The sequence below is a fragment of the Hymenobacter canadensis genome (genome assembly GCF_027359925.1).
Lineage (GTDB): Bacteria > Bacteroidota > Bacteroidia > Cytophagales > Hymenobacteraceae > Hymenobacter > Hymenobacter canadensis.
This window is the reverse complement of record NZ_CP114767.1, coordinates 886,330-908,648: the sequence shown is the minus strand read 5'-3', so window position 1 is coordinate 908,648 and position 22,319 is coordinate 886,330. Positions and strand designations below refer to the sequence as shown.

Annotated in this window: 16 protein-coding genes; 6 read left to right on the top strand and 10 right to left on the bottom strand. The window is 61.7% G+C overall.

Going from position 1 to position 22,319, the window contains the following annotated elements; translation table 11 throughout:
* Positions 1–116: 116 nt before the first annotated feature.
* A complete protein-coding gene (locus tag O3303_RS03845; RefSeq protein ID WP_269560745.1) occupies positions 117–989 on the top strand; it encodes a DUF4349 domain-containing protein in 873 nt (290 codons plus the stop codon).
* 25 nt (positions 990–1,014) lie between these two features.
* On the opposite strand, the gene O3303_RS03840 is transcribed toward O3303_RS03845, so the two are convergent.
* The 9 genes from O3303_RS03840 to O3303_RS03800 all read right to left on the bottom strand — a co-directional run bounded on the left by O3303_RS03840 (position 1,015) and on the right by O3303_RS03800 (position 12,241).
* On the bottom strand, positions 1,015–1,545 hold the full coding sequence (locus O3303_RS03840) for a GAF domain-containing protein (RefSeq protein WP_269560744.1): 531 nt from the start codon (positions 1,543–1,545) through the stop codon (positions 1,015–1,017).
* Positions 1,546–1,633: 88 nt separating this feature from the next.
* The gene (locus tag O3303_RS03835) at positions 1,634–1,972 is read right to left on the bottom strand and encodes a phage holin family protein (protein ID WP_269560743.1); all 339 of its coding nucleotides are present in this window, start codon (positions 1,970–1,972) and stop codon (positions 1,634–1,636) included.
* A gap of 121 nt (positions 1,973–2,093) precedes the next feature.
* Positions 2,094–3,188, bottom strand: a complete 1,095-nt coding sequence (locus O3303_RS03830; RefSeq protein ID WP_269560742.1) for an agmatinase family protein — start codon at positions 3,186–3,188, stop codon at positions 2,094–2,096.
* Between the two features lie 107 nt (positions 3,189–3,295).
* A complete protein-coding gene (locus tag O3303_RS03825; protein ID WP_269560741.1) occupies positions 3,296–3,928 on the bottom strand; it encodes a chemotaxis protein CheC in 633 nt (210 codons plus the stop codon).
* A 65-nt stretch (positions 3,929–3,993) separates the two neighbouring features.
* Positions 3,994–5,625, bottom strand: coding sequence for a chemotaxis protein CheA (locus O3303_RS03820; protein ID WP_269560740.1), 1,632 nt, complete (start codon positions 5,623–5,625; stop codon positions 3,994–3,996).
* A gap of 3 nt (positions 5,626–5,628) precedes the next feature.
* Entirely contained in the window at positions 5,629–6,699 is a 1,071-nt protein-coding gene (locus O3303_RS03815; protein ID WP_269560739.1) for a CheB methylesterase domain-containing protein, read from the bottom strand.
* A gap of 83 nt (positions 6,700–6,782) precedes the next feature.
* Positions 6,783–7,154: a response regulator gene (locus tag O3303_RS03810; protein WP_269560738.1), complete on the bottom strand. Its 372-nt coding sequence runs from the start codon at positions 7,152–7,154 to the stop codon at positions 6,783–6,785.
* 79 nt (positions 7,155–7,233) lie between these two features.
* Positions 7,234–7,740, bottom strand: coding sequence for a chemotaxis protein CheW (locus tag O3303_RS03805; protein ID WP_269560737.1), 507 nt, complete (start codon positions 7,738–7,740; stop codon positions 7,234–7,236).
* Positions 7,741–7,816: 76 nt separating this feature from the next.
* The gene (locus tag O3303_RS03800) at positions 7,817–12,241 is read right to left on the bottom strand and encodes a methyl-accepting chemotaxis protein (RefSeq protein ID WP_269560736.1); all 4,425 of its coding nucleotides are present in this window, start codon (positions 12,239–12,241) and stop codon (positions 7,817–7,819) included.
* A gap of 346 nt (positions 12,242–12,587) precedes the next feature.
* Between O3303_RS03800 and topA the strand changes: the two genes are divergently transcribed.
* The 5 genes from topA (at position 12,588) to O3303_RS03775 (ending at position 21,461) form a co-directional block, all read left to right on the top strand.
* On the top strand, positions 12,588–15,074 hold the full coding sequence (gene topA / locus O3303_RS03795; protein WP_269560735.1) for a type I DNA topoisomerase: 2,487 nt from the start codon (positions 12,588–12,590) through the stop codon (positions 15,072–15,074).
* A 134-nt stretch (positions 15,075–15,208) separates the two neighbouring features.
* Positions 15,209–16,108: a DUF4846 domain-containing protein gene (locus O3303_RS03790; RefSeq protein ID WP_269560734.1), complete on the top strand. Its 900-nt coding sequence runs from the start codon at positions 15,209–15,211 to the stop codon at positions 16,106–16,108.
* Positions 16,109–16,289: 181 nt separating this feature from the next.
* The gene (locus tag O3303_RS03785; RefSeq protein ID WP_269560733.1) at positions 16,290–16,985 is read left to right on the top strand and encodes an SIR2 family NAD-dependent protein deacylase; all 696 of its coding nucleotides are present in this window, start codon (positions 16,290–16,292) and stop codon (positions 16,983–16,985) included.
* A gap of 113 nt (positions 16,986–17,098) precedes the next feature.
* Entirely contained in the window at positions 17,099–17,650 is a 552-nt protein-coding gene (locus O3303_RS03780; protein ID WP_269560732.1) for a metal-dependent hydrolase, read from the top strand.
* An 82-nt stretch (positions 17,651–17,732) separates the two neighbouring features.
* On the top strand, positions 17,733–21,461 hold the full coding sequence (locus O3303_RS03775; protein ID WP_269560731.1) for a BamA/TamA family outer membrane protein: 3,729 nt from the start codon (positions 17,733–17,735) through the stop codon (positions 21,459–21,461).
* On the opposite strand, the gene O3303_RS03770 is transcribed toward O3303_RS03775, so the two are convergent.
* Positions 21,367–22,230: a DUF8737 domain-containing protein gene (locus O3303_RS03770; RefSeq protein WP_269560730.1), complete on the bottom strand. Its 864-nt coding sequence runs from the start codon at positions 22,228–22,230 to the stop codon at positions 21,367–21,369. The genes O3303_RS03775 and O3303_RS03770 overlap by 95 nt on opposite strands.
* Between the last annotated feature and the right edge of the window lie 89 nt (positions 22,231–22,319).

Sequence of the window (22,319 nt, the reverse complement as noted above, 5' to 3'; positions counted from 1 at the left end):
GTTGGCGGCAGCGTTTGCATGGTGAAGGGTTGGGAGTGGCGGCGGGCAGGTTGATTGTTTCACCTATTCCATTCCGTGCTATGCGTATCAGGCCACTTGCCCAGCTGCTGTTTGTATTGCTTGCAACATCTTGCGCCGACCACCCCGCCGAACCGGCCGGAGAAGTGGAAGCCGCCGGTGAAGCGCGGCCCGCCGTGATGATGGCACCTTCCTCTGCTCAGTACGAAGAATCGGTGGACAAGCTGGAAGTGGCGCCTGAAGCACCCGTTCCACCACCGCCCGGCGGCCTAGGCGCACCTGCTACCAATGGGGCCACTCCCGCGGCCACCCGCAAGCTGGTGTACCATGCCGAAGTCCAGATAAAAGTAGCCGACCTGGCCCTTGCCAATCAGCAGGTAGATAGCCTCATCCGCGCGTTTGGGGCCTACGCGGAGGAAATATCGGAAACCCGCGTAGACGAACGGTGGCAGCACGAGGTGAAGCTTCGGGTGGCGCCGGCCCGCTTCGAGGCCCTGCTCAGCGGCCTCAACCGCCTGGGCACCCTCCGCCACAAAGAGCTCAGCACTGACGACGTAACCACGCAGCACGCCGATATATCGGCGCGGCTACGCTCCAAACGGGCACTGGAACAACGCTATCTAGCCTTGCTGGGCCAGGCGCGCAAGGTGGCGGACATTCTGGAAATCGAGGAGAACATGGGCGAAATCCGGGAGAACATTGAAGCCACCGAAAGCCGCCTGCGCACCCTCGACAACGAGGTGGCCTACTCCACCATCACGCTGAACTACTACCAAGAACTGGCGCGCCCTACTCCTGACCAGCCGGTACTGTCGTTTGGAAGCCGGTTGCTGGAATCTTTCTACAGCGGCTGGCAACTGCTCACCAATCTGGTGCTGGGCGTGGTAGCCAACTGGCCGCTGGTTGCGTTGCTGGGGCTGGCCGTGGCAATGCTGCGCGTATGGCGGCAGCGGCGCCGAGGGGCAGCCTGACTGTTGGACTGCCCGGCGGCGGGCCTCAGCTCGTCGTCACGGTCTGCATATAGGCCTTAATGGGCGCCATCAGCAGCGGCAGGATGCTCTCAATAGCGGCCCGCTCGTCGGCGGTCCAGGTGCGGGGCTGCCCGAACAGGCAGGGCTGCAGGATCCCCCACAGCTGGCCGTGCTCGGTGATGTGCGCGTGAATGAGGGCCCGATGGCCGAAGGTTTTGTGCTCGAAGGCGCGGTTGAGCACCGTGGGCGGCGCGGTTTCCACGTCTTCCACGAACACCGAGGGCTTGGCCGCCAGGGCCGCCCGAAACAGCGGGTCTTCCTGCGGCAGGTCGGTGGTATCGTCTTGCCAGTCGTGGATGGGGTTGGGAATGTCGGTGTGGCGGCGCCAGCAGAGCGCAATGCGGCCGCGGCCAGCTGCCGGGTCGCGCACGTACAGAAAGCAGCGGTCGGCGGCCAGCGCCTGCCCGACGAGCTCCAGCACCTGCGTGAGGGCAGCAGCCGGCGCGGTTTCTGCCGCCAGCGTCCGGCGCACGTCGGTAAGTAAGGTAGTGGTCATGCAAATCAAGGTTATGCGTGAGGATGAGGCATAAAAAACCCCGGCTGCCTGTGCAGCCGGGGTTGTCTACGCTAACAGGCGCCGGACGTTAGTCCACCACCATGTCCACGATGGACGTCACGACGGACAGCACGACGCTGAAGAGCAGCGCGTACAGGAAATTGTCCACGGAAAAGCCTGCCAGCAGCGCATCGGCAATCATGACGATGGCCGCGTTGATGACCAGCAGGAACAGGCCCAGCGTGAGCACCGTAATCGGGAAGCCGAGCAGCTTGAGAATGGGCTTGAGCACGGCGTTGAGCACGGCCAGCACAATCACCAGCAGAATAGCGTCGCTGAAGCCTGCAATGTGGGCGCCGGGCAGGAAGTTGGCCAGCACATAGGTGATGATGGCCGTGAGCAGGAATTTGAGAATGAAACCTACCATAGGAAAGTGTGGTGTGAGGGAAGTGAAGGAGAGAAAATCTGGTCGGTGTACGCACCGGCGCAAAAAAGGATAAGCCCGGCGCTATACTTCCCTTACCTCCCACTGCCGACCGGCATTACGGCTACTTGTCGGCGCCCCGGTCCTGCAGGCGGCCCTGCGACACGCCCATCCAGTTGGCCATGCTGTAGAGCAGGCGGGCACCCACAATGGCGTTCCACTCGGTGTCGCCGGGGCCTACCTCGTTCAGGTCGCAGCCGATGATGGTGCGGCCCGAGCGCACCACGGCCCGGATCAGGTACAGCGCCTCCTCAAACTCCAGGCCGCCGGGCACGGGCGTGCCGGTGCCGGGGCACAGCTTAGGGTCGAGGCCGTCGATGTCGAAGCTCAGGTACACTTTCTGGGGCAACTGCGCGATGATTTTGCCGCACACCTTCTTCCACGACTTCTTGGCGAACCGCTCGTCGCTCAGAAACCGGTTGTGGAACATGGTGATGCGGCCCTTGCTCTGCTCCACCATTTCGGCTTCCTGCTGGCACAGGTCGCGGATGCCTACCTGCACCAGCTTCTTCACCTGCGGCAGCTTCAGGGCATTGTACATGATGGAAGCGTGCGAAAACTCAAACCCCTCGTAGGCGGGGCGCAGGTCGCAGTGCGCATCAATCTGCAGAATGCCGAACTCCTCATGGCGCTCGGCCAGCGCGTGCAGGTAGCCCAGGGGCGTGCTATGGTCGCCGCCGAGCAGGACCACGCCTTTGCCGGCGTCAAGGTAGGCACCGGTTTTCTGCTTGAGATACTGCAGCAACGCTTCGCCGCGCTGGTTGATGTGGGCCGGAGCCGTCGAATACTTGGCGTGGTCTGCTTCCGGCTCGCCCTCTTCCAGCCAGCCGATGTAGGCTTCGGCGCGGGGGCGCAGTTCCTGGCTTTCGGCCGCTACTTTTTCGTCGTTTTCTTCCATCGCCAAGCCCATGCGCCAGGCTTCGGGCAGGTCCGGATCGAACAAGTCTACCTGCAGCGAAGCGTCGCGGATAGCTTCTGGACCTTCGGCCGTGCCTGCGCGATACGACACGGTCACTTCCCACGGCACGGGCACAATCACCACTTGGGCCTCTTCTATGCTGAATGGCAGGCCATACACGCCACCCTGCGCATCGCCAAGAGCATTGGGGTCGAAGGAGGCAAGTTTTTTCTCAAGACTGGTTGGGGTCGAATGGGCCATACTACTGGGGAAACAGGGAAAAGATGGGCGAAAATAAATAACCACTCCGTAAGGGCCACCAAACGGCGACCTACAGAGTGGTTACAAAACAGGGAAATCGGAGTCAGCTAAGCCGGCGTGCCACCCAGAAAGTCGTACGTGCGGATGATTTCCAGGATCTTCATAAACGTCGGCCGGTCGAAGAACAGCATCAGCGGCAGCTCCACCGAGTTTTCTTTGTCGGAGAACTGCGTGATAACCGAGAAAATCATGGGCTGCACCGGCGGATGCGTTTCCAGCAGGTTTTGCAGGGCGTCGGCCATGTCGCCGTGGGGCGCGGATGGTGGCGCGCCGTAAATCTGGGCCTTCAGGATGTTGGCCAGCTGCGTTACCAATGCCCCGGTGATGATATTGCTGATTTCTAGCAGCAACGACTCCTGCATCTCGTCGATATCTGTCGAGGCAGTAGTATTCATCCGCAGGCAGACTTTAGATAACCGTTGCACATGCTGTCCGGAAAAGAACATCAGCGTGGTCCCGTTGAAGTCGCCGCGAATATCAGACAGGATGGGCACGTTGGTTTTCTGGATTTCCCGCACCATGTCCAGCATGCCGTTACCGGGCATCAGATCAAGGCTGGGAACTTCCAGCAGTACTTTTTCCTGAGCAATTATCGCAAACGAGTCGGCAGCGCGGGCCAGTCCTATGTTCAGAATCTCACGGACGACGTCGCGCTCCATCTCTGTCATGTGCAAGTCCATATGGTTCAGTCAGTTGGCCAAAGTTTACCGCGGAGCGGCTGCTTCGGAGTCAGCATTACGTATTTTCAGACTCGTCGGGCTAGAAACAGACGAGTTAAAGCCGGAACGTCCAGCACCAGACACACCTGCCCGCTTCCGAGCAAGGTGACGCCGCCGAACAATTCAATGGTATCCAGAGGTTTGCTCATGGGCTTGATGACGATATTCTGCTGACGCAGAAACCGGTCGACGATCAGGCCCAGTTTGCGGTTGTTGTAGGCAATGATGATGATGTCCTGGCGGCCTTCGAGCTCGGAGCGGTTAGCCGGTGGCAGCGGGCCGTCGCCGTTGTGCAGCAGGCGCCGCAGGCTCACTACCGGCACGTTTTCACCCTGTACTTCCGCCATCAGCACGCCCCCCACCACGTGCAGCACGTCCGGCATCAACGATACCACCGAGTCGGTGTGCATGAGCGGGATGGCGTAGTTACGGGCATCCAACTCGAAAAGCAGCGCGCCCTTTACGGCAATAGAGGTCGGCAGCACCAGCGTAAACGTGGTGCCCTGCCCAAGCACCGAATCTACCCGCAGCTGCCCGCCCAAAGAGTCGATGGCGAGTTTCACTACGTCGAGGCCCACGCCCCGGCCGGAAATTTCGGTTACCTCTTTGGCCATCGAGAAGCCCGGCTCAAACAGGAAGGCCCGCACGGCGGCATCATCGAGGTAGCGGGCAGACTCTTTGCCGACCAAACCACGCTCCACGGCCTTGCGGCGCACACTTTCCACATCAATACCACGGCCGTCGTCGGCCACCCGAATCAGCACGTCGTCGCGCTCGGTCTGCGCCGAAAGCACCAGATTGCCCTGGGCGGGCTTGCCGGCCTTTTCACGGTCGGCCGGGGTTTCGAGGCCGTGGCCAATGGCATTGCGCACCAAGTGCAGCAGCGCATCGGTAATGATTTGCAGGATGTTGCGGTCAATCTGGATGTCCTGGCCGCTGAGCGTCAGCTCTACCTGTTTCTGCTCGGTGGTAGCCACGTCGCGCACCACCCTCGGAAACTTGTTCAGCAACGAGCCCACGTTTACTAGGCGCGCATCCATCACGGAATACTGCAGCTCGTCGGTGATACGGAACAGGTGGGCGGCGGTGCTTTGCAGCGCCGGATGCCCGATTTCCTGGCTCAGCGTCAGAATCCGGTCCCGGTCGATAATCAGCTCCCCTACCAGATTGAGCAGGTGGTCCAGCTTCTTGATCTGGATATACACCAGGTCCGACAGCTCCAGCTTACGGTTAGCATCCTCGTCGTCCTGCTCTTCTTCGGCCAGAATGGGCTCTTCGCCGTTCACAAGCCGGTCCAGATTGTCCAGCAGCGCCGCGCTGTCGGGCATGGCCGACTCGTCTTCCACCGCCCGGATCATAGCCCCCAGCACATCAACGCCCATAAAGAGCACGGTGGCCAAGCTGCCGCTAAACTCCCGGTCCTTGCTGCGGATCAGGCCGAAGATGGTTTCCATGTTGTGGGCCACCTCCCCCACCTGCACAAATCCCATAGCCCGCGAGTTGGACTTGAGGTTGTGCATGAGCCGGAACAGCTCGTTCAGGGCCTGCTGATCCTGCGGGTTGCGCTCCAGCTCACTGATGTGGCGGCTCATGCCATCGTAGGCTTCCAGCGCCTCGGCCATGTAAATTTCCCGGTATTCCTGCTCGCGTGATTTCATAGGTTAAAAAGCGCGAGCTGAAGTAAGACGGGACAGGCGCGCTTCCGCGGAGGCCTGCTTAAACTGGGACACATGCCGCCCAATGGCTTTGGGCAGCTCATGAAGCGGAAGCACAGCATTGGCCCACCCGGCCTGAATCACCGATTTCGGCATGGAAAACACGGCCGATGAAGCTTCATCCTGCACCAGCACCGTGCCGCCATGCTGCCGGATAGCCTGGGCGCCCAGCGTACCGTCGCGGCCCAGGCCCGTGAGCACCACGCCGAGCACATTGCGGCCCACCGTGCGCGCTGCCGAGCGCATTATCACATCCAGCGAGGGTTCGTCGCCCGATGGGCTGGGCTCGGCAGTGAATTCCGTGTGCCACGCTTGCCAGGGACTGTTGGAGGCCGCCCTGACCAGTGTATTGCGCCCCCCGGGGGCCACTACAATCTGCCCGGGCTGCAGCAGTACCCCGGCCCCGCCCGCTACCACCGGCAGGGCAGTTGCGCGCCGCAAACGGTCGACAAAAGACGTAAGAAAAGAGGCCGGCAGGTGCACCGCCACCAGCACCGCACAGGCCAGCGTGGTAGGCAGAGCCCGCACCAGCTGTTCGACAGCCAGCGTGCCACCCGTGGAGCCACCTACTATCACCAGCCCGGTAGCAATACCCGGCACAGCAATGGAGGCCGTGGGCTGTGCTAGTGGGCGCGGCGCGGCAGGCATTGCCTGGCGCACTTTGCTCAGCAACTCAGCCGCCCATAGTGGCTGGCCGGAGTCGGGCTGAAAGTAGCCGTATACGCCCCAGGCAGCTACTTCGCGCAGCATACCCGGCAACGGCGGCGTTTCACCAAAAAGCAGCACTGGTATGCTGGCCGAACGGCGCAGCTGCTCAATATCGCGCAGCTGGTCCTGTGCTACAATGATCAAGCCCGGGCGTAGCCGGCGGGCCGTTGTCAGCAGGTTCGTATCCCCTTCTCCACTACTTACCACGTGCCAGTCAGGCTGGCCCTGAAACAGGCGCAACAGCCGTAGCCGCAGAGCGGTGGGCAGAGTGCCTAGCAGAATGGTGAAGGTAAGAGAGTGGTTGGACACGGAGAAATAACTAAGCAGATGGGTAACTGGCAACGGTTAGGGGTTACCAGATACCCACCAGAAAAGGCAATTCGGTAATCAGACTATTCGGCAGCCTGCAGGGCAGTGCTTACGATTTCCAGCACCTTCTCTTCGGAGAAAGGCTTGACGATATAGGCCGATGCCCCGCTTTCCAGCGCTTCGGTCACGATAACCTCCTGCCCTACAGCACTGCACATCACCACTTTCACGTCCGGGTCATTCAGGCGGATGCCTTTCAGCACGTCCAGCCCGGTGTTATCGGGCAGAATTACGTCCAGCGTAATCAGGTCGGGTTTGGTGGCGGCCGCCATTTCAAGCGCCTGCTGGCCGTTGGCGGCTTCTCCTACTACCTCGTAGCCGGCATCGGTGAGCATGTTCTTGAGCATCGTACGCATGTAAAAAGAGTCGTCGACGATGAGAATGCGGTTTTTCATAAGAAGCAATTCAGAAAACGGGAAGAATGGGGGCAAAAGGGAAAGCCGAGCTTTGTACGGCTAAGCGTCAGCAAAGATGTTAGCGCGTTTGCAGCTGCATAATCTCGGCGGGCGTCAGCAGCTTCATCATGTCGAGCACAATGATGATGCGGCCGTCTACCTTCACGATTCCCTCAATGTATTTGTCGTTGATGTTGATGTCTTGGATGAATTCCGGGGCTTTTTCGATGCTGGAAACCGGAATGGACAGCGGCGTAGGCACCTCCCGCACCACAATACCGATGGTGTAGTCCTTGGCTTCGATAGCCAGGGTGTAGGACAGGGCCGGCAGGTCCTCCTCGAAGCTTCGCAGGCCAAAGCGCTGCTCCAAGTCGATGATGGCAATGATGTCGCCGCGCAGGTTGGCAATGCCCTTCACAAAAGGCGGGGTTTTGGGCATGCGCGCAATTTCCGGCGTCAGCGTCACCTCTTTCACCTGCTCGATGCGCAGGCCATACTCCTCGCTGCCGAGCCGAAACACGATGAGCTGGATGATGGGGTCGGACTTCGGCGTTTTTTTCTCGCTGGCTTGTTCAGCTTCGGCCATATGGCAAAGATGGTCCTGGTTGGGGCTGACTTTCGACAGAAAAATCAGCCCTTCCGGGAGTTAACAGTTCAAGTGGCTATTTCGCTTCTTTGCGGCTACGGACGCGCGCAGGCTTGGCAGCCGGTACCTCGGCAGGAGCCTTGCCGTTAGAAGTCGCTGCTGCTGCTGGTGCCGCATCCGCTTTGCGGCGGCTGGCCTTGCGGCTACGCTGCGCTTCGGCCTGCTCGGCATTGGTTTGCTTGCGCACGGGTGCCGGGGCAGCAGCCGTAGCGCGGGCGTCGCCCCGGCGCGTGGTCGTGAGCGGACGGTTGGCTACGGCCTGGGCATGCGCGGCATCGGTAGCCGCATCGGCGCGGCGCACGGTGGCCCGGTCGCGCTCCGGCGTGGCCGAAGCCGGCTGGTGCGCCATGCGGCGCGACCGGTGACGGACAGGCTCCGGCTCCGGTTCCGGCTCGATTTCCTCCAGCAGCTGGAAGTTCGACAGCCCCAGCTGCAGGTCGTCGGCAATGTCGGTGAGGCGCTGGCTGGAAACGGTCAGCTCGTGCATGCTCGAAGAGAGCTGCTTGGCTGTGCCGGCTACCTGCTGCGTGCCCGAGGCCGTCTGCTCGGCAATGGCTACCACTTCTTCCACGTACTTCACCACGTCACCGATGGACGTTTTTTGAATCTCGGTGGCCGTGAGAATGTCGCGGGAGGTGCGCAGGGTTTCGCCCGAGCTGGTAGCAATGTTCTTAAAGGCTGAGCTGGCCTCGAAGGTGGCATTCTTGCCTTTCAGTACCCGGCCTTCCATGGTGCTGATGGCGGTTGCGGCCGAGGTAGTATCCTTTTTCACGTCGTCTACCAGCGTGCCGATTTCCGAGGCCGAGCGGCGGGATCCTTCGGCCAGCTTGCGGATTTCTTCGGCTACCACGGCAAAGCCGCGGCCGGCCTCACCGGCCCGAGCGGCCTCAATGGCAGCGTTCAGGGCCAGCAGGTTGGTTTGCGAGGCAATGTCGGTAATCACGCTCAGCGACTTGCTGATGTCCTGGGAGCGGGCCGACAGAACTTCGATGGTTTTGGCCGTCTGGGCCGCTGCCGCCGAAATTTCCTCCATGTTTTTCACCACTTCCGCCACGGTCTTAAGGCCGAGCTGCGAGGTTTGCTCACCCAGGATGGCCGCCTTGATGCCCACATCGGCTTTGCCGGCGGTTTCTTTGGTGGCCTGCATGATTTCTTCGATCAGCTTGAAGGCCTGGTCGGTCTTGAGAGCTTGGTTCTGGGCCCCTTCGGCCATTTGCTGCATGGCCAGGGCCACGTCAACCGTCACCCGGCTCATCTCCTGTCCTTTCGCCGCCATGTCTTCCGACGACGTGCCTACCACCTGCGACGACTCGTTGATTTCGGCCAGCAGGTCGTTAAGGTTGTCCACGGCCAGGTTCAGGGCGTCAGCCATCGACTTGATGTCGCCGGCCGTCTGGATTTCCACTTGCTGGGTCAGGTCGCCTTCGGAAATGGCCCGCACTACGCGGCTCACTTCCAGTACCGGCGAGGCAATGGATTCGAGCAGGTCGTTGAGCGTATCCACGATTTCCTTCCACGAGCCGCTCACGCCGCCTACCGTGGCGCGTTCGGTCAGCTTGCCTTCCACGCCGGCCACTTTGGCCACGCGGCTAACTTCCTGCGCCAAGCGGTTCAGGTCGTCCACCATGCGGTTGATGGTGTCGGCCAGCTCGGCTACTTCGCCTTTGGCCTCCAGCGTTAGCTTCTGGGTCAGGTCGCCCTGCGATACACCGGTTACCACCTTGCCAATGCCCCGCACCTGGGTGGTGAGGTTGGTGGCCATGGTGTTTACGTTGTCAGTCAGGTCTTTCCAGACGCCGCTCACGTTCGGCACGTCGGCTTGGCCGCCGAGCTTGCCCTCGGTGCCCACTTCCTGCGCCACGCGGGTTACTTCGCCGGCGAAGATGTTGAGCGAGTCCACCATCCGGTTGATGTTGTCCTTGAGGTCGAGCAGCTCGCCTTTTACATCTACCGAAACCTTCTGGCTTAGGTCGCCGCGGGCTACGGCGGTGGTTACGTTGGCAATGTCGCGCACCTGGCTGGTAAGCGAGGCGGCCATAAAGTTTACGTTATCGGTGAGGTCTTTCCAAGTACCGCGCACGTTCGGTACATCGGCTTGGCCGCCGAGCTTGCCCTCGGTGCCTACTTCGCGGGCCACGCGGGTTACTTCGTCGCCGAAGGTGTTGAGCGAGTCCACCATCTGGTTGAGGTTTTCCTTCAGCTGCAACAGCTCGCCGCGCACGTTTACCGTCACTTTCTGGCTCAAGTCGCCTTTGGCTACGGCCGTGGCCACGTTGGCAATGTCGCGCACCTGAGAGGTCAGGTTCGAGGCCATCGTGTTTACGTTGTCGGTCAGGTCCTTCCAGGTGCCGCTCACGTTCGGCACCGACGCCTGGCCGCCCAGGATACCCTCGGTACCTACCTCGCGGGCCACGCGGGTTACTTCGCCGGCGAAGATATTGAGCGAGTCCACCATCTGATTGAGGATGTTCTTGAGGTCGAGAATCTCGCCTTTCACATCCACCGTCATCTTCTGGGTCAGGTCGCCTTTGGCTACCGCGCTGGCTACGTTGGCAATGTCTCGCACCTGAGAGGTCAGGTTGGAGGCCATGTAGTTTACGTTGTCGGTCAGGTCTTTCCAGGTGCCCGACACGCGCGGCACGCTGGCCTGGCCACCGAGCTTGCCTTCGGTGCCTACTTCGCGGGCCACGCGGGTTACTTCGTCGCCGAAGATGTTGAGCGAGTCCACCATCTGGTTGAGAATGTTCTTCAGCTCCAGGATTTCGCCTTTCACATCCACGGCCATTTTCTGGCTGAGGTCACCGCGGGCTACGGCCGTGGCTACGTTGGCAATGTCGCGTACCTGAAGCGTCAGGTTCGAGGCCATGTAGTTTACGTTGTCGGTTAGCTCCTTCCACACGCCGGCCACGTTGGGCACAAGCGCTTGGCCGCCGAGCTTGCCTTCGGTGCCCACTTCCAATGCCACGCGGGTTACCTCGCCGGCAAACAGGTTGAGCGAGTCCACCATCTGGTTCAGGTTCTGCTTGAGCTGCAGCAGCTCGCCCTTCACGTCAACCGTGATTTTCTGCGACAAGTCGCCTTTGGCTACGGCCGTCGCTACGTTGGCAATGTCCCGCACCTGAAGCGTCAGGTTCGAGGCCATGTTGTTCACGTTGTCGGTCAGCTCCTTCCACACGCCGGCCACGTTTGGCACGTCGGCCTGGCCGCCGAGCTTGCCTTCGGTGCCCACTTCCAATGCCACGCGGGTTACCTCGCCGGCGAACAGGTTGAGCGAGTCCACCATCTGGTTCAGGTTCTGCTTGAGCTGCAGCAGCTCGCCCTTCACGTCCACGGTAATCTTCTGCGACAAGTCGCCTTTGGCTACGGCCGTGGCTACGTTGGCAATGTCTCGTACCTGAAGCGTCAGGTTCGAGGCCATGTTGTTTACGTTGTCCGTCAGGTCTTTCCACACGCCGCTCACGTTCGGCACCAGTGCCTGGCCGCCGAGCTTGCCTTCGGTGCCCACTTCCTGCGCCACGCGGGTTACCTCGCCGGCAAACAGGTTGAGCGAGTCCACCATCTGGTTCAGGTTCTGCTTCAACTGTAGCAGTTCGCCCTTCACGTCCACGGTGATTTTCTGGGTCAGGTCGCCTTTGGCTACGGCCGTGGCTACGTTGGCAATGTCCCGCACCTGAGAAGTCAGGTTGGAGGCCATGTAGTTTACGTTGTCGGTCAGGTCTTTCCAGATGCCGCCCACGTTTGGTACCGAGGCCTGGCCGCCCAGTTTGCCTTCGGTGCCTACTTCCTGTGCCACGCGGGTTACTTCGCCGGCAAAAAGGTTGAGGTTATCGATGGTCTTGTTGATGGTTTCGGCCATCACCTTGAAGTCGCCGGAAACCGGAATCTGGAAGGTTTCGTCGAGGTTACCCTTGCTGATGTTCTTGAGCACTTTGCCTACCTCCAACACCGGCACGGCAATGCTGTCAACCAGCCCGTTGATGTTGTTGATCATGTCGCGCCAGAAACCGGCGGCATTCTCAGCGGAAGCGCGGGCCTTCAGGTTGCCTTCCACCCCGGCTACCTTGGAGATGCGCGACACCTCGCCGCCTACCCCGCCAATCATTTCCACCATGGAATTGTAGGCCTCGGCTATTTCGGCGAAGATGTCGTCGTTCTGCTTGGTCAGCCGCACCGACACGTCACCTTTCTTGAAGGCGTCGAGGGCGTACAGCACCCGGTTGAGCTGCTCGTTGACGTAATCAGTATTTTCCAGCGTCCCCGTGCCGCGCAGGTTAGAGCCTTTGGCACTACCGCTGCGGCGGGCAGCGTCGCCGACGGCGGCCAACTTGCCATTAGCAGGCTTGGCAGCCGCTACGGCCGTGACGGCCGGAGCCGAAGAACTGTCGGCCGGGGCGGAAGCGGCAGAACGACGGGCGGGAGAGGGTGTCTTACCTGATGCCATATAGCAAGGAGTATCGGGGCTTCGGAGGGCAGCTGAACCGGGTGCAATGCACGCCCGGCAAGGGTTGCCCATGCTGACAAAGGTAGCGAATACGCCTGTTTCCCCTAGAAGGATTCTACACCAATTCGCCCCACCTCAGAACTGGCTTTTGGTGAACCAGTTGGACTGCTGAATTTGTTGCCTGCACACGTCCCCGGCCCTGGCTGGCTGGCCGCCATTCTGCCGGGCAGCAACGGCGGGCCGGATTATTCCAGCATCTTTGCGGCAAAATTCAACTTCTTGCCCGCGGGCCCGTTTTCTATTGGAAAGCGCGCTAGCTTGCCTCCTTCCGTCTCCACCTTCCCCCATGGTTAAAAATCTAGTCATCGTCGAATCCCCCGCGAAAGCCAAAACCATTGAAGGCTATCTGGGCAAGGATTTCGTCGTCAAATCGTCTTTCGGGCACGTCCGCGACCTGCCCAAGGACAACAATGCCATTGACGTAGCCAATAACTTCAAGCCCACCTACGTGGTGTCGGCCGACAAGCGGGAAATTATCAGCCAGCTCAAGAAGCTGGCCAAGGAGGCCGAAACCGTCTGGCTGGCGAGTGACGATGACCGGGAGGGCGAAGCCATTTCTTGGCATCTGGCAGAAACCCTGAACCTGACCGGCAGCCCTAAGACGCGCCGCATCGTGTTCCGCGAAATCACCAAGAATGCCATCCTGCACGCCATCGACAACCCCCGGGAAATCGACCTGAATCTGGTGAATGCCCAGCAGGCCCGCCGTGTCCTCGACCGGCTGGTAGGCTTCGAATTGAGCCCGGTGCTCTGGAAAAAAGTAAAAACGGGCCTTTCGGCCGGCCGCGTGCAGAGCGTGGCAGTGCGCTTTGTGGTGGAGCGCGAGCGGGAAATCAACCAGTTCAACGTGTCGTCGGCGTACCGGATTACGGCCCGCCTAGACGCCGGCAAAGGTGCGGTGCTGGAAGCCGACCTGCCCACCCGCTACAAAACCCGTGAAGAGGCCGAATCCTTCCTGGCCCGCTGCGCCGGCGCCGAGTACCGCATTGAGAACCTGGAGAAAAAGCCCGGCAAGCGCAGCCCGGCGCCGCCCTTCACCACGTCTACGCTGCAGCAGGAAGCCTCGCGCAAGCTGGGTTTCTCGGTGGCCCAGACCATGAGCGTGGCCCAGAAGCTGTACGAAGCCGGTAAAATATCCTACATGCGGACCGACTCGGTGAACCTCTCGCAGGATGCCCTGGCCGCCGCGCAGGCAGAAATCAGCCGCGCCTACGGCCCCGAGTACGCCCAGACCCGTCTGTACAAGACCAAGTCGGCCTCGGCGCAGGAAGCTCACGAAGCTATCCGCCCCACCGACTTCGCGCTGCTGAAAGCCGGTTCCGACTCGCAGGAGCAGCGCCTCTACGACCTGATCCGGAAGCGGGCAATGGGCTCGCAGATGGCCGATGCCCAGATTGAGCGCACGGTGGCCACCATCGGCATCAGCACCCAGCCCGGCGTAACGCTCACGGCCAGCGGCGAGGTTATCACCTTTGAGGGTTTCCTGAAGGCTTACAGCGAGTCGAAAGACGAGGATGAGCAGGACGAAGCAGCAACCGAATCGTCGTTTTCGCGCGGTTTGCCACCTTTGGCCGTGGGCCAGCTGATGCCGCTGCTACAGCTGCGCGGCGTGGAGCGCTACGCCTCCCCGGCCGCCCGCTACACGGAGGCTTCGCTGGTGAAAAAGCTGGAGGAAATGGGCATCGGCCGGCCTTCTACCTACGCGCCTACCATCAGCACCATTCAGAAGCGCGGCTACGTGGAAAAAGACACCCGCGAAGGCAAGGAGCGCAAGTTTCATGTGCTGACGCTGGAAGGCCACGAGGTGAAGACGGAGGTAAAAACCGAAACCTACGGCGCCGACAAAGCCAAGCTGTTCCCCACGGACACGGCCATGGTGGTGAACGATTTCCTGGTAGAGCACTTTCCCGTGATTGTGGACTTCCAGTTCACGGCCAAGGTGGAAGGCGAGTTTGACCGCATTGCCGATGGTGAAGAGCAGTGGACGGACATGCTGGCGGGCTTCTATGGCACATTCCACGAAACCGTGGAGCGCGGCAAGGACATCGAGCGCAACACGCTGGGCAGCAACCGCGAAATTGGACTACACCCCGAAACCGGCCAGAAGCTGACGGCCCGTCTCGGCCGCTTCGGCCCCTACGTGCAGATCGAGCCCAAGGAAGGCGCGCCTGAGGACGAAAAAGCGGTGTACGCCAGCCTGCGCAAAGGCCAGTTCATTGAAAATATCACGCTGGAAGAGGCGCTGGAGCTGTTTAAGCTACCCCGCGTGGTCGGCGAGTTCGAGGAAAAGTCGATGACGGCCGCACTCGGCCGCTTCGGCCCCTACATCCGCCACGACAGCAAGTTCTACTCACTCACCAAGGAGCAGGACCCGCACACCATTACGGCACCCGAGGCGGTAGAGTTGATTGAGAACAAGCGCAAAACCGACGCCGAGCGCCTGATCAAGACCTTCGAGGGCCGCGACGACGTGCAGGTGCTGAACGGTCGTTTCGGGCCGTACATCGTGGTGGGCAAGAAGAACGTGAAGATTCCGAAAGGCGAAGAGCCGGCCGACCTCACGCTGGAGCGCTGCCTGGAGCTGGGCGAGCTGACGCCCGACAAGCCCGCCAAGGGCGGCCGCTTCGCCAAGAAAGCCCCCGTGGCCGACAAGGCTGATGCCGCCGATAAGCCTGCTAAAAAAGCAGCGGCCAAGAAGCCGGCTGCCAAAAAGCCTGCCGCGAAGAAAGCAGCCGGCACTACCGCCAAAAAACCGGCTGCCAAAGCCAAGTAGCCGATTCGACTACCATACATCAAAGTCCCCGACCTTTCCAGGCCGGGGACTTTTTTTTGTATTATTGGGCTTGAAATACCGCTCGCTGAATATCGTTATGCGGCTATTCTACTTGGTGCTATCTATTGCTTGACATGCTGCCAATTCCGTTTTCCTTCCTGCTGCTCAGCTATGCCGCTTCTATGGGCGCGGCTTCCGCCCGTAACTCCCCGCCTGCTCCGCCACTGACTCCTGCCGTAGCCGCGCCGACGGCGGTCAACCCCTATGCATGGCTGCCGGCCGGGGCTTACGATGCCCGCCGGAGTCTGGCGGCCCGGTTTGCGCCGCCGCGCGGCTGCGTGCGGGTGGCGGTGGCGCCGGGCTCGTTCGGGCAGTGGCTGGGTGGGTTGCCGCTGCTGCCGGCCGGCACGCCCGTGAAGCTCTATAACGGCCAGCTGAAAGATCCACAGGACGTGCACGCCGCGGTGGTCAACATTGATGTGGGCACGCGGGATTTGCAGCAGTGCGCCGATGCCGTTATCCGGCTGCGGGGCGAGTACCTGTTTGCGCAGAACCCGGCCCAGGTGCATTTCCACCTCACCAGCGGCCACGATATCCGGTTTGCCGACTGGTACGGTGGCAAGGGTTTCCGGGTGAGCGGCAACGAGGTGCTGCCGGCGCCCCGGCCCGTGGAAGCGCCCACCCACGCCACATTCCGCCGCTACCTCGACCAGATTTTCACCTACGCCGGCACCCTTTCCCTGGACCGAGAGCTTACGCCCACGCCGCTGGCAGCGGTGCAGCCCGGCGACGTGCTCATCCGGGGCGGCTCGCCGGGCCACGCCGTGCTGGTACTGGACGTGGCCGAGCAGGCTGGCAGCGGCCGGCGCTACGTGCTGCTAGCCCAGAGCTACATGCCGGCCCAGCAGATTCATGTGCTGCGCAACGCCTGGGGCGACCCGGCTTTGGGGGCCTGGTTTGCCGTGGACCCCAGCCAGGCCCGATTCAGCACGCCGGAATGGACGTTTCGGCGGGAAGAGCTGAAGCGGTTTTGAAGTGAGTTCAAAGCGGCAAGCTTTGAGCTGCAAGCCACAAGCTGTATGAACATGGCTATATCCTGTGTGCTATGAGCTGTAGCTTGCCTCATGCAGCTTGAAGCTTATAGCTTGCAGCTTTGAACCCTTGCAGCTTCAGTCATGGCACAGGCTAAAGCCTATGCTACATTATATTTATACTATGAAAAAGAAGAAGATTGTCGCCCTGACCGGCGCGGGCATCAGCGCGGAAAGCGGCCTGGCTACTTTCCGCGGCTCCGATGGACTGTGGGAAGGCCACCGCATTGAGGACGTGGCCACGCCGGAGGGCTGGGCGGCCAACCCGGAGCTGGTGCTGGAATTCTACAACCAGCGGCGCGCCGCGGCCCGGGCCGCCCAGCCCAATGCGGGCCACCTGGCGTTGGCCGCGCTGGAACGGGAGTTTGAGGTGGTCGTAGTGACGCAGAACGTCGACGACCTGCATGAGCGGGCCGGCTCCAGCCACATTATCCATCTGCACGGCAAGCTGCTGGAAGCGCGCAGCTCCCGCTTCGAGCATCTGGTGTACCCGATGGCTACCGACCGGATTGAGCTGGGCGAGTTGTGCACCAAAGGCCACCAGCTGCGGCCCAACATTGTGTGGTTTGGCGAGGCCGTGCCGCTGATGGAGCACGCCATGGAGGAAGCCGCTACGGCCGATATTTTTCTGGTGGTGGGCACTTCGCTGCAGGTATATCCGGCGGCCGGCCTGGTCAGCTACGCCCCGGCCAGCTGCCCGGTGTACATCATCGACCCCAGCCGCCCCCCGGTTTCGGCGCGCCGCAACCTGCATTTCATCACCGAGCCGGCCAGCACCGGCGTGCCCCGGCTGGCCACCGAGCTAATGGGCCATCAGTAGCGCGAACTTTGCAGTTCGCGCCCCCACGCCGTTCGGTTGGTTCTGACGGCGCGGGGGCGCGGACTACAAAGTTCGCGCTACTGCCCCGCTTCTTACCTTCTTCACTCTCACAAATGGCGTCCATTTTCGGACATTGCGCCCTGGGCGCCACATTGGGCAAGCTGCTGCTGCCGGAGCGCCGACACTGGCGCTACTGGCTGCTGGCCGCCGCCTGCGCCTTCCTGCCCGATGCCGACGTTATCGGCTTCAAGTTTCATGTGCCGTACGCCAGCCTCTGGGGGCACCGCGGGCTTACGCACTCGATTCTGGCCGCCGCAGTGGTGGCGTCAGCGCTGGCCGGGCTGGCGCACGTTCGCCGCACGCCCGGCACCCCGCCGGCCGGGCGGCTGTGGCTGCTGCTGTTTCTGGCCACCGTCTCGCACGGCGTGCTCGATGCGCTGACTACCGGCGGGGAAGGTGTAGCATTTTTCAGCCCTTTCGAGCAGCAGCGCTACTTTTTCCCGTGGCGGCCGCTGCAGGTTTCGCCTATTGGGGTGAAGAAATTTGTGGGCGAATGGGCGGCGCGGGTGCTGAAATGTGAGTTGCTGTGGGTAGGTCTGCCGTGTCTGCTGGTGTTGGCTCTGCGCCGGGTGCTGGCCCCACGCCAGCGGCCCGCGGCGGCGTAAGCAGCGAGACTGTCTTCAAAATTAAATTTAGGTTAAATCGACTTGCACGTTTCTCCGTATGGTGGTGTCTAGCTCTCTTTCTATGCACTCACTCTACCGCCGTCTGCTGCTGGCCTCTCTGGGACTGACTCTGACGCAGCCCCTGCTGGGCCAGACTGCCTCCTCCCCGGCCCACACGGTTTACCTGCTCGGCAACACCGCCACCGCCGACCTCCCGACGGCCCGCCTGCAGGCCCTGCGCCGCACGCTGGAGCAGCAGCGCGGCGCCTTCACCGTGGTGCACCTCGGCGACATTGTGGGCCACGATGGCCTCGGCACCAAGACCGATTCCAGCCGCGCCGGCGAAACGGCCCGCGCTGATGCCCTGATTGCGCTGGTGCAGGGTTTGCCCAACGGCAAAATCTACTTCGTGCCCGGCGACCGGGACTGGGCCAACTCCGGCCCCGATGGCCTGAAGCGCGTGCGCCGCCTCGAAGACTACATTGAGAAGCGCCTACCCGGCCAGAACGCTTTTGCGCCCACCGGCGGCTGCCCCGGCCCCGAGGTCATCGACGTCGCGCCCAACGTGCGCGTGGTGGCCATCAACTCGCCCTGGTTCACGCATCCCTTCGACCGGCCCGAAGCTCCCGACACTGACTGTAAAACCCTCACTCAGCAGGAATTCCGGGAGCAGCTCCAGGATCTGCTGGACGATACCAAGGGCAAAAACGTGCTGCTCGTGGGCCACCAGCCCGTTATCAGCAACGGCGTGTATGGTGGCAAGCAGCCGCTTAGCCGCCACCTGCTGCCCCCGGTGCTGGGCTCGGTGTACGCGGCCTACCGCCAGAACGTGGGCACCCCGCGCGACCTGGCTAATCCGCAGTACCAGGAGTTTCGCAAGGAGCTGCTGGGCACCCTCAAAGACCACCCCGGCGCCGTGTACGCGGCCTCGCACGACTACAGCCTGCAGCTTACTCGCTTCGAAGACAACTACCACCTCATTTCTGGCTCCTTTGCTGAGAAGGAGCACGTTGGGGCCGATGGTAGCGCGCAGTTCAACCGCTCTGAGGAGGGCTTTTCCAAGCTGGAATATTTCGCCGACGGCACCGTGAAGGCCTATTTCTACGCCTTTGGTTTGGCGGATGCGGCAGTAAATGAAACCTACAATGCCGTGCTGTTTCAGTCGGCGTGCCAGGAGCCGCGCCTGCCCAACGTGCCCGTGAACAGCTTCATTCCGGAGTGCCCGTCGGCGCCGAAAGGCGTGGCCGACGTGAAGCCGGACGCGCCGTTTCAGCCCACCCAGACGCTGGCCGCCGGCAAGCAGTACGCCGGCTCGGGCGCATCAAAGTTCTTCCTGGGCGAAGGCTACCGCACTTCCTGGACCCAGCCGGTGCAGGTCCGTACCCTCGACCTGGCTGCCGAGAAAGGCGGCCTGCGCGTATTCGGGCGCGGCGGCGGCCGCCAGACCACCTCGCTCAAGCTGATTGCGGCCGACTCGTCGGAGTACGTGTTCCGGTCCGTAGACAAAGACGTAACCAAGATTCTGCCGCCGGAGCTGCGCAACTCGGTGGCGGCCGACGTGCTGCGGGGCATCACGCCCACGGCTCACCCCTACTCGGCGCTGGTTATCACCTCGCTGCTCGATAAGACCGACATTCTGCACGCCCGGCCGCGGCTGTTCGTGCTACCCGACAACAACCAATTGGGTGCCTACCGCCAGGAGTACGCGGGCCTGCTGGGCACCCTGGAAGACCGGCCCAGCGACCCCAAGGCCAACCTGCCCGGCTTCGGTGGGGCCGACGACGTGCGCCGCTCGTTCAGCTTTTTCCGCCAGCTCTACAAAGACCACGACAACCGCATCGACGCCCAAGCCTTTGCGCAGGCCCGCGCCTTTGATATGCTGGTGGCCGACTTCGGCAAGCACGAAGACAACTGGAAGTGGGCCGGCTTCAAGCAAGGCAAGAACACCGTGTACAAGCCCATTCCGCGCGACCGGGACCAGTCGTTTACCCTCTGGAACGGCCTGCTGACCTACCTGGCCAACCGCGAATGGGCCGTGGGCAGCATCGAGGATTTCCAGGGCGAATTCCACGACCTCAAAAGCCTGAACTGGCCAGCCAGGGACCTTGACCGGTTCCTGTTACAAGGCCTCACGCGGCCGCAGTGGCAAGAGGTGGGCCAGTATATGCAGGCCCGTATTACGCCGGCGGCCATTGATGAGGCCATGGCCCAGCTGCCGAAGGAGCTGATGCCCCTCTCCGGCAATGATTTGAACAATAAGCTGAAGCAGCGTATTCAGGAGCTGCCGAAGGTACTCGACGACTACTACCTGATGCTGGCCAAACGCGTGGACGTGGTGGGCTCCAACAAGGCCGAGGTATTCCAGGTAGACCGCCAGCCCGACGGCAACATGCGCGTGCGCATGTTCGATAAAGGCAAGGACGGCGACGCGCCCGAAGGCGAGCCGCTGTTCGACCGGACTTTCTCACCCAAGGAAACCGAAGAAGTAAGCCTCTACGGCCTCGACGGCAAAGATGTATTCACGGTGACCGGCACAGCCAAAAACAGCGTGCTGCTGCGCATTATCGGCGGCGACGGCAAAGACCGGATTGCCGACGACTCGCGGGTGAGCGGCCTGCGCGCCCTCACCAAAGTGTACGACGTACCCGACACCGACCTGAAACTGGGTTCGGAATCCGACAACCGCACTTCCAGCGCCCCCGACGTGAATTTGTATGAGCGGGAGTCGTTCCAGTACAACAGCTACGCGCCCCGCGTGACGGTTATTTTCAACAGTAGCGACGGTATCGGGGCCGGAGCGGGCGTGGATTTTGTACGGCAGGGCTTCCGCAAGCTGGGCTATAAGAACCTGTACAGCTTCGATATTCAGGGTACTGCTAACGGCAACTTTCAAGTGAGTCTGGCCTCGCGCCACCGCCATGCCATCGGCCTGTGGGATATTGGGGCCCGCGCCGAGTACGGCAACTTCTTCCAGTTCTACAACTTCTTCGGGCTGGGCAACAACACCTCCAAAGACGACAACCTCTACGATAACAACTTCTATAAAGCGCGCTACAAAGGCTACACGGCCGGCTTGTTTACGGAGCGGGTATTCTTCCAGCGCAGCCTCATCCGGCTGGGCGGCGGCTACGAGCAGTACAGCACCAACTTTGCCGGCACCAGCTACTTGGGCCGCCTGGAGCAGGACCCCACCGCCAGTGACCTGCGCCCAAACACCGGCTTTCAGCGCCTGGTGGGCCTGAACGGGCTGTTTGACCTGGACCTGCGCGACCGGCCCCGCTTTGCGCGCCGCGGCGTGCGCCTGCGCGCCCAGCACGACACCTACTTCCAACTCAACCGCGACAAAAGCAACTTCGGCCTCTCCCAGGGCTTTGCCGAATACTACGGCACCACGCGCCTGCTCATCCCCGTTACGCTGGTACTGAAAGGCGGCGGCGCCAAAACCTACGGCCCCGACGACGAAATTCCGTTCTACAAATTCGCCAACCTTGGGCAGCGCGAAAACCTGCGCGGCTACGTGCGCAACCGCTTTACCGGCGACGCCAGCCTCTACCTGAACACGGAGCTGCGGCTAGCCCTGGGCCAAGTGAAAACCAACTTTTTGCCCTTCTCCTACGGCGTGTTCGGGTTCTTTGACCGGGGCCGCGTGTATTACAAAGGCAGCTCGCCCGATGGCTGGCACGATGGCTACGGCGCCGGCTTCTACCTGGCCCCCGTCACCGACCAGCTAGCCCTATCGGTTTCCTATCAGATTTCGCCCGAAGAAAGCGGCCTAATACAGCTCGGCCTCGGCTTCCGGATCGACCAATAAACCACGGCTCCAGGTGCCACTCGCCCGCCCTGCTACTTGGCTGTAGCGGGGCGGTTTTGTGTACCGAGCCCAGCAGCTGCCGCAGCGCCGCCACGTGTGAAAACAGCACCAGCGGCACAATGAAGGTGGGCAGCCACACAAAAGGCCAGTGCAACACCGCTACGTTGGGCTGCGAGAACCCTACCTGCTGCCACGGTGTGGGCACACTGCCGGCCGCCAGCACCACCACGTTCAGCAGCAGCACCAGGCTGCCGCCGTGCCAGAGCAGCAGCAGTCGGCGCCCCATCAGCCGGGTCCGGAACCAATACGCGGCCAGCGGGGCCGTGAGGCCGGCGGCCAAGTCGAGGTTGCGGTCGGCGAAGGTGATGAGGTCGGGCACCAGGTGGTGCAGCGCCAGCCCGTATAAGCACAGCTCCACCGGAATTCGCACTACACTCAGCCACGTCAGGTCCACCAGATCAAAGCGAGCGAGCAGGCAACGGCCGGAACCGGTGAGCAGCAGCCCGGCAATGCCTATCAGCGGCGGCCCCACTCCCAGCACCAGCAGGCGCGGCGGCAGCGCGTAGAGATTATCATAGAACCCCAGGTAAACCAGCACACTCTGCAGCAGCAGCCACCAGCCCAGCAGCAGCGCCGGCGGCAATAGCCACAGGTCGGCGCAGTAGCACAGGTGCAGCAGTTGGCCTGCAGCCAGCAGTACGATGCCCAGAAACAACGCTACCAGCCACAGCGGCGCCTGGGCATCCAGATAAGTCAGGTCCGAAAGCATGAGCGGGCAGATTGATATAATTCAATTTACTATATATTTAGTTACAATGCATGCCGTTTTCCTATTTGCGGCCTCATGAATGGCCTGTT